We start from the raw sequence: 6,718 nt of genomic DNA, 5'->3' as shown, positions 1-6,718 counted from the left end.
GAGATGGGTTTAAGAGACAGCTCCTGGGGGGTTCGAGTGCGTAGCGACCGTGTTCGGTCAGTGTTGGCGGGAGCCATGACATCGGTCAAGGGCGCCCATCTGGTCGGAATGCGCCAACTTCCGTTCGTCTTCCGTGCATCAGGGGATTGCCCCGGGGCAGCCGGGGCCCAACAATGCACATGTCAAAAGCGAGCATCGGTTTCCGGAGAGGACCCCCACCATGCCCCGACCTCTCGTCGCCACGTCCGCCGCGTTGCTGCTTGCCGCAGCCACCCTCGCGGGCGCGGGGCCGGCCATGGCCTCGAACCACCAGTCCGAGGCGAAGCAGCCGGTTGCTGCCAGCCAGCGGGCCGAGGCGAAGAAGACCAGCACTCCCCAGGTGAAGGCCGTCTCCTTCGCCGGCACCGTGGCACTCAGCAACTGCTCGGGTTCCATCGTGCGGATGCCCAACTCGGCCGACACCGACCCGGCCTTCGTGATGTCCAACGGCCACTGCCTGGAGACCGGCATGCCGGACCCGGGCGAGGTCATCGTCGACCAGCCCTCCACCCGCTCCTTCACGGTGCTCAACTCCGCCGGCAGCAGCCTCGGAACCGTCCGTGCGTCGAAGATCGCGTACGCGACCATGACCGACACCGATGTGTCGCTGTACCAGCTGAGCTCCACCTACGCCCAGATCAAGTCGCGCTTCAACATCGACGCGCTGTCCGTGTCGCCCGACCACCCGGTCGCCGGCACCGCCATCAAGGTGGTCTCGGGCTACTGGAAGAAGATCTACAGCTGCAACGCGGACGCCTTCGTCTACGAGCTGCACGAGGGCGGGTGGGTCTGGAAGGACTCGCTGCGCTACACCTCCAGCTGCAACACCATCGGCGGCACCTCCGGCTCGCCGGTGGTGGACGCCACCACCGGCAAGGTGGTCGCCATCAACAACACGGGCAACGAGAGTGGTGGCACCTGCACCATGAACAACCCGTGCGAGGTGGACCAGAGCGGCAACGTGACGGTCCGCCAGGGCATCAACTACGCCCAGCAGACCTACCAGATCACCAAGTGCGTGGCGACCGGCAACAAGATCGACCTGAACCTGCCCGGCTGCGTCCTGCCGAGGCCGTGACCGGAGCCCGGCGGGACGGTGCGGTACGGGCCGTCCCGCCGGGCACCCCGGTGAGCCGGGGCCGGCCTCTTCCGTACGGGCCGCCCCGTAGCTCGATGGTCCTCGGGTGTGCGTCTCGTGATCCATTGGGGATCCGAGGGCTCAGCGCCTAGACTTGCAGAGTTCTGCAATTTGCAATAGGTGCGGGGCGGTGTCATCCCGACGATCACAGGAGCCGCGGCATGGGCCGGAAGCAGGGGAAGGGCGAGAAGGACCACGAGAAGTGGGTGGAGAAGGCGGTGGTGATCCGCGCCTCCTTCTACATCGTCGGCACGCACCTGTTCGGCGCGTTCGTGTGGCTGCTGTTCTACCTGGGCGAGCACGCCGACAAGTGACCGCGGCGCCCCCGGGCCGTCCGCACCCCTCCCGCGTCGCCCCGCGTCGAGCCGTACGGCCCCGCCGCGCTGTGCGGCGGGGCCGTACGGCACTCCCGTGGGCCGTCCCTACGGCAGTCCGTGCACATGCGGGCCGACCGCGCCCGACCAGGCGTTTCCGCTCGCCGCGTCCCAGTTGGTGGACCAGGTCATCGCGCCGCGCAGGGCCGGGTAGGTGCGGGCGGGCTTGAAGGTCCCGCAGTTGGTGCCCCGGGCCAGGCAGTCCAGGGCGTTGTTCACCACGGAGGGGGCCACGTAGCCGCTGCCCGCGCCCCGGGTGGAGGCGGGCAGTCCGAGTCCCACCTGGGACGGGTCCAGGCCGCCTTCGAGCTGGATGCAGGCGAGCGCGGTGAGGAAGTCGACCGAGCCCTGGGAGTAGACCTTGCCGTCGCAGCCCAGCATGGACCCGCTGTTGTAGTACTGGGTGTTGACCACGGTGAGGATGTCCTTGATGTTCAGCGCGGTCTTGAAGTACTCGCCCGAGGTCGACTGCATGTCGATGGTCTGCGGGGCCATGGTGATGACCAGGCCGCTGCCCGCCTTCTGGGAGAGCGAGCGCAGCGCCTTGGTCATGTAGGTGGAGTTGAGGCCGTTCTCCAGGTCGATGTCCACGCCGTCGAAGCCGTACTGCCGCATCAGCGCGTAGACGCTGTCGGCGAAGTTGGCGGCGGAGGCGTCGCTGTTCACCGAGACGGTGCCCTTCTCGCCGCCGACCGAGAGGATCACCGACGTGCCGGCCGCCTGCTTGGCCTTGATGTCCGCCGTGAACTGCGCGGTGGTGTAGCCGCCCAGGGCCGCCGAGTCCAGGTTGAAGGTGACGGCGCCGGGTGTGCTGGTGGCGTCAGCGAAGGCCACCGCGATGATGTCGTAGTTCGCCGGTACGTCGCTGATCTTCTGCACGGTGGCGCCGTTGTCGAAGTTCTGCCAGTAGCCGGTCACCGCGTGCCGGGGCACGCCGCTTCCGCCTCCGCCGTCGCCGGGTGCGGCGGTGGTGCCGGTGACGGCCGCGGACTTCGCCGACTCGCCGGCCGCGTTGGTGGCGCTGACCTGGAACCGGTACGAGGTGGACGGGCTCAGTCCGGTGACCGTGGCCGAGGCGCCGCCGACCGACTGCACCGGGGTCCCGTCGCGGTAGACCCGGTAGCCGGTGGCGCCGCTGACCGGGGTCCAGGACAGTTCGATGGAGTCGGCGGTGGCGGTGCCGGTCCTGAGCCCGGTCGGGGCGGCGGGCACCGGGTCGGTCGGGCCGCCGCCGCCCGGTCCGGTGAGCGCGATGTCGTCGGCCTGGTAGGCGGGTTGTCCGTACCAGCCGTGGGTGTAGATGGTCACCGTGGTGGTGTTCGGCCCGGTGGTGAAGCCGGTGTTCAGCCGCTGCCAGTCGGAGGCCGAGGGGGTCCAGGTGGACACGTCCGTGGTGCCGGTGCCCTCGGCGCCCAGATAGACGTAGGAGCCCCGCACCCAGGCGCTCAGGGTGTACGAGGAGTTGGGCTGGACGCTGACCGTCTGTGCGCAGCGGGCGGTGTCGCTGCCGCTCGGGGTCGCCTGGAGCGCGGCCGAACCGCTGTGTACGGGGCTGCTCACGGTGGCGCCGGTGCCGCCCGAGCAGGTCCAACCCGACAGGCCCGACTCGAAGCCGGGGTTGGTCGCGATGTTGGTGTCGGCGGCGTGGGCGCTGGGGCCCAGGGCCGTCAGGGCGCCCGCCGCCAGGAGAACCGAGGCCGCGGCGGCCAGGGCGCGGCGGAGCCGGTGCCTGCCGCGGGTGGGGCGGGGGATGGGTGCACGGTCCACGACTGCCTCCGTGGGGGAGTGGGTTGGGGGGGTGAGCCGGGTCGGGAAGTGCGTTGCGAAGGGGGTGCGTTGCGGAGGGGGGTGCGCTGCCGAGGAGTTCGGAACGGTGGCCACCGTATGGCCGTACAAGTTGGTCCAGACCAATACCCTTGTCAAGGGGTCCGCCCGCAACTCCCCTCGTGCCACGGCCCGTCCGGGGCCCCAGGCCCGGCCCCATCCCGCCACCGCCCTGCGCGGAAGCCCACTCCGCGACCCCCTGGGTCCCTTCGGTCGCTCGGAGGAACTGTTCTCTCACGCGGCATTCGCGGATAAAGTGCTGCTGCACTGGGGCCGCCCGGGCCCCGCCGGTGACGGCCGGGGGAGGAAACCGGGGACCAGGGCAGCCATGACCCGCGGCTGCCGACCCGGCGCCGAAGTGAACGGGGTAGCCGAGTGCCCACCGCGATTGCCGTCACCAGCCGGGAGCTGGTGCTTCCGCCGCCCGACGGGCAGACGCCGTCGGCCGTCGTGCTCCCCGACCCGCGCGAACAGCCCCTGGACGCCGCCGTGGACGCCACCGCCGCCCTGCTCGACCGGCAGGGCTATCTGGTGGTGCTCTGCCCCGCCGCCGCTCGGCCCGAACTGATCCGCCGTCTGCACACCGTCCGCTCCCTGCTGGAGAGCGAGCGGATGGCACTGCTGCCGCTGGACCTCCCTCCGCTGGCGGTCGCGGTGGTCGCCCGCCAACTGCGCCGGCTGTCCGTCTCCGACCTCAGCCCCGGCGTGCTGGCCTGCGCCGCCCGGCTGCTGTCGCACTACGTCCACGCCGGCGCCCGGCTGAGCAGCGTCGCCCGGCTCGACCGCGTTCCGGTCAGCCTCGGCTCGCACCTCACCTCCTGGCTGCCCGGCGCGCAGTTCGGCGTACTGGCGCACCCCGCGCCCGCGTTGGTACGGATCGGCGGACCGGGCGCCCTGCCCGCCCCGGGGTACGCCACCCAGCTCACCGTCGCCACCGCACACCCGCGGCAGCAGGCCCCCGACTGGGTCACCGACACCCTGGCCACCGGCTGGGGCGTCCAGGACGTGGAGCGGGTGCCGCTGCCCGCCGAGTCCGCTCGCTGGTGGGGCACCGGCAAGCCCACCGAGTTCGCCGCCGCCATCCCCGACCTGTCCGTGCTCTACCGACTGGTGACCTCGGTGCGCCGGACCGCGTGCCACTGGTGCGGCCTGGAGGTCATCGGCGACCGCTGCGCCTTCTGCTCCGCCCCGGTGCCGAGGGCCGAGGACGCCCGCGCCCTCGCCCCGCCGTCCCGCCCCGCCCTGACCAGCCGGCCCTAGTCCGTCCCGAACGAGGTTGCCCGTCCATGAATGCTCGCCAGCGCCGCGGAGTCATCCTGCTGCTCCTGTCGGTCCTGTGCGCCGTCGGCGCGTTCGTCGGTGTGCTCTCCGTCATCGACGACGTGGAGTCCAAGGTCGGGCCGGAGACCACCGCGTACAAGCTCAGGGCGGACGTCCCGGCCTACCGGACGCTGGACGCCGACTCCTTCCAGAAGGTCTCGATGCCCAAGCGCTGGCTGCCGGCGACCGCGGTCACCGACCTGGCCCAGATCCGCGGCAAGATCGCCGTCACCCCGCTGCGCAAGGGCTCGCTGCTCCAGTCCGACATGGTGGTGGAACGGCCCGCGCTGGAGCCCGGCCAGCAGGAGATCGCCATCATGATCGACGCCGCCACCGGAGTCGCCGGCAAGATCACCCCCGGTGCCGAGGTGAACATCTACGCCACCTTCGACGCCAAGGAGCAGGGTGACGAGCCGGTGTCCAAACTGATCGTGGCCGGCGCCAAGGTCATCGACGTGGGCCGGCTCACCGCCCTGGAACCGGACGCCGGCGACCGGCGGCGGACCGGCGAGGCCGTGCCCATCACCTTCGCCCTGGACACCCGCGACGCCCAACGCGTCGCCTACGCCGAGTCCTTCGCCTCCCATGTGCGCCTCGCCCTGGTGGCCCCCGGATCCGACACCGCCGTCGACGACAAGGACCGCACCTACACCCTCGACGGCGACAAGTAGGAGGCGGGCCGTGAACATCAGGACCCTCCCGGCGGTCGGCGACCCGGACGCCGTACGCACCCTCACCGGGCTGCTGGAACAGCTTCCCGACGTCGAAGCCCTGCCCTGCGCCGGCGACTCGGACCGGCTGCTGGAGACCCTGGCCGGTCGCGCCGGCACCGCCCTGGACGAGCTGCCCGAGGTGGTGCTGGTCCACGAGAGCATCGGCCCGGCACCCGCGCTGGAGCTGATCCGGGAGGTCGCCCTGCGCTTCCCGGCGGTCGGCGTGGTGCTGCTCACCGCCGACGCCGGACCCGCGCTGTACGCCGCGGCCATGGACTCCGGCGCCCGCGGCCTGACCGGCTGGCCCTGCGGGCACGAGGAGCTGGCCGGCCGGGTACGGGCCGCCGCCCAGTGGGCCACCGGGGTACGGCACCACCTCGGCGGCGGCGACAGCCGCCCCACCGGACCCGGCGGCCGGCTGCTGGCGGTCACCGGCGCCAAGGGCGGGGTCGGCACCACCGTCACCGCGGTGCAACTGGCACTCGCCGCCCGGACCGCCGGGCGCGAGGTGGTGCTGGTGGACCTGGACCTCCAGTCCGGCGACGTCGCCTCCTACCTCGATGTGCAGTTCCGCCGCTCCATCGCCGACCTGGCGCAGATCGGCGACCTGACCCCGCGGGTGCTCCAGGAGGCGGTCTTCGCCCACCCCAGCGGCCTCGGCCTGCTGCTGGCCCCCGGCGACGGGGAGCGCGGCGAGGAGGTGACCGACACCGCCGCCCGGCGCATCCTCACCGCGCTGCGCGCCCACCACGAGCTGGTGATCGTCGACTGCGGCACCCAGATCACCGCCGCCGGCGCCGTCGCCATCGAGGCCGCCGACACCGCGCTGCTGGTCACCACCCCCGACGTGGTCGCGGTGCGGGCCGCCAAGCGGATGGTCCGCCTCTGGGACCGGCTCCGGATCCGCGAGGCCGGCCAGACCCTGACCGTCGTCAACCGGCACACCCGGGCCGCGGAGATCCAGCCGCAGCTGGTGGAGCGCGCCACCGGCACCCGGACCTGCCGCACCTGCGTCCCGGCGGCCTACAAGGAGCTGCAACCGGCCGTGGACTCCGGCCGTATGCAGGACCTGGACGCCAAGTCCTCGGTCCGGCAGGCGCTGTGGGCGCTCGCCGGAGAACTGGGCCTGGTCGCGGCCCCACCCGCACAGGGCAGGGCCGCCCCGCGCGGGGGCCGTACCGCCCCCGCGGAACGCGCTCTGACCGGACTGCGCCGCCGCCGGGCGCTCGCCGCCGGAACGGGGGACTCCGCCGCCGCCCCGGGCGCCCCGAGCCTGCCCGCCGGCAACGGCCCCGCGGCGACCCCCGGCC

Annotated in this window: 6 protein-coding genes; 5 read left to right on the top strand and 1 reads right to left on the bottom strand. The window is 72.4% G+C overall.

The features are described from left to right. Window positions 1-220 precede the first annotated feature (220 nt). Window positions 221-1,117 carry a S1 family peptidase gene (locus E4099_RS26920; protein ID WP_135341726.1) on the top strand — a complete coding sequence of 299 codons (897 nt, stop codon included), beginning with the start codon at window positions 221-223 and terminating at the stop codon, window positions 1,115-1,117. Window positions 1,118-1,338: 221 nt separating this feature from the next. Continuing rightward, a complete protein-coding gene (locus E4099_RS33240; protein ID WP_167828491.1) occupies window positions 1,339-1,491 on the top strand; it encodes a DUF6126 family protein in 153 nt (50 codons plus the stop codon). 108 nt (window positions 1,492-1,599) lie between these two features. Here the strand turns inward: E4099_RS33240 and E4099_RS26915 are convergent, their stop codons facing one another. Continuing rightward, window positions 1,600-3,318, bottom strand: a complete 1,719-nt coding sequence (locus E4099_RS26915) for a chitinase (protein WP_135341725.1) — start codon at window positions 3,316-3,318, stop codon at window positions 1,600-1,602. 432 nt (window positions 3,319-3,750) lie between these two features. Here E4099_RS26915 and E4099_RS26910 point away from each other — a divergent pair, with 432 nt between their 5' ends. The 3 genes from E4099_RS26910 to E4099_RS26900 form a co-directional block, all read left to right on the top strand. Further along, a complete protein-coding gene (locus E4099_RS26910) occupies window positions 3,751-4,635 on the top strand; it encodes a hypothetical protein (RefSeq protein ID WP_135341724.1) in 885 nt (294 codons plus the stop codon). A gap of 26 nt (window positions 4,636-4,661) precedes the next feature. After that, window positions 4,662-5,366: a Flp pilus assembly protein CpaB gene (cpaB, locus tag E4099_RS26905; protein ID WP_135341723.1), complete on the top strand. Its 705-nt coding sequence runs from the start codon at window positions 4,662-4,664 to the stop codon at window positions 5,364-5,366. Window positions 5,367-5,376: 10 nt separating this feature from the next. Then, window positions 5,377-6,718, top strand: a 1,342-nt coding sequence (locus tag E4099_RS26900; RefSeq protein WP_135341722.1) for a CpaE/TadZ family protein, incomplete at its 3' end; no start/stop codon positions are given.

This window comes from Streptomyces palmae (assembly GCF_004684805.1).
Lineage (GTDB): Bacteria > Actinomycetota > Actinomycetes > Streptomycetales > Streptomycetaceae > Streptomyces > Streptomyces palmae.
This window is presented reverse-complemented; position numbering and strand designations above follow the sequence as displayed.

Coding starts and splice junctions, on each gene's coding strand:
- E4099_RS26920 (WP_135341726.1), top strand. CDS start 221: ATGCCCCGACCTCTCGTCGCCACGTCCGCCGCGTTGCTGCTTGCCGCA.
- E4099_RS33240 (WP_167828491.1), top strand. CDS start 1,339: ATGGGCCGGAAGCAGGGGAAGGGCGAGAAGGACCACGAGAAGTGGGTG.
- cpaB (WP_135341723.1), top strand. CDS start 4,662: ATGAATGCTCGCCAGCGCCGCGGAGTCATCCTGCTGCTCCTGTCGGTC.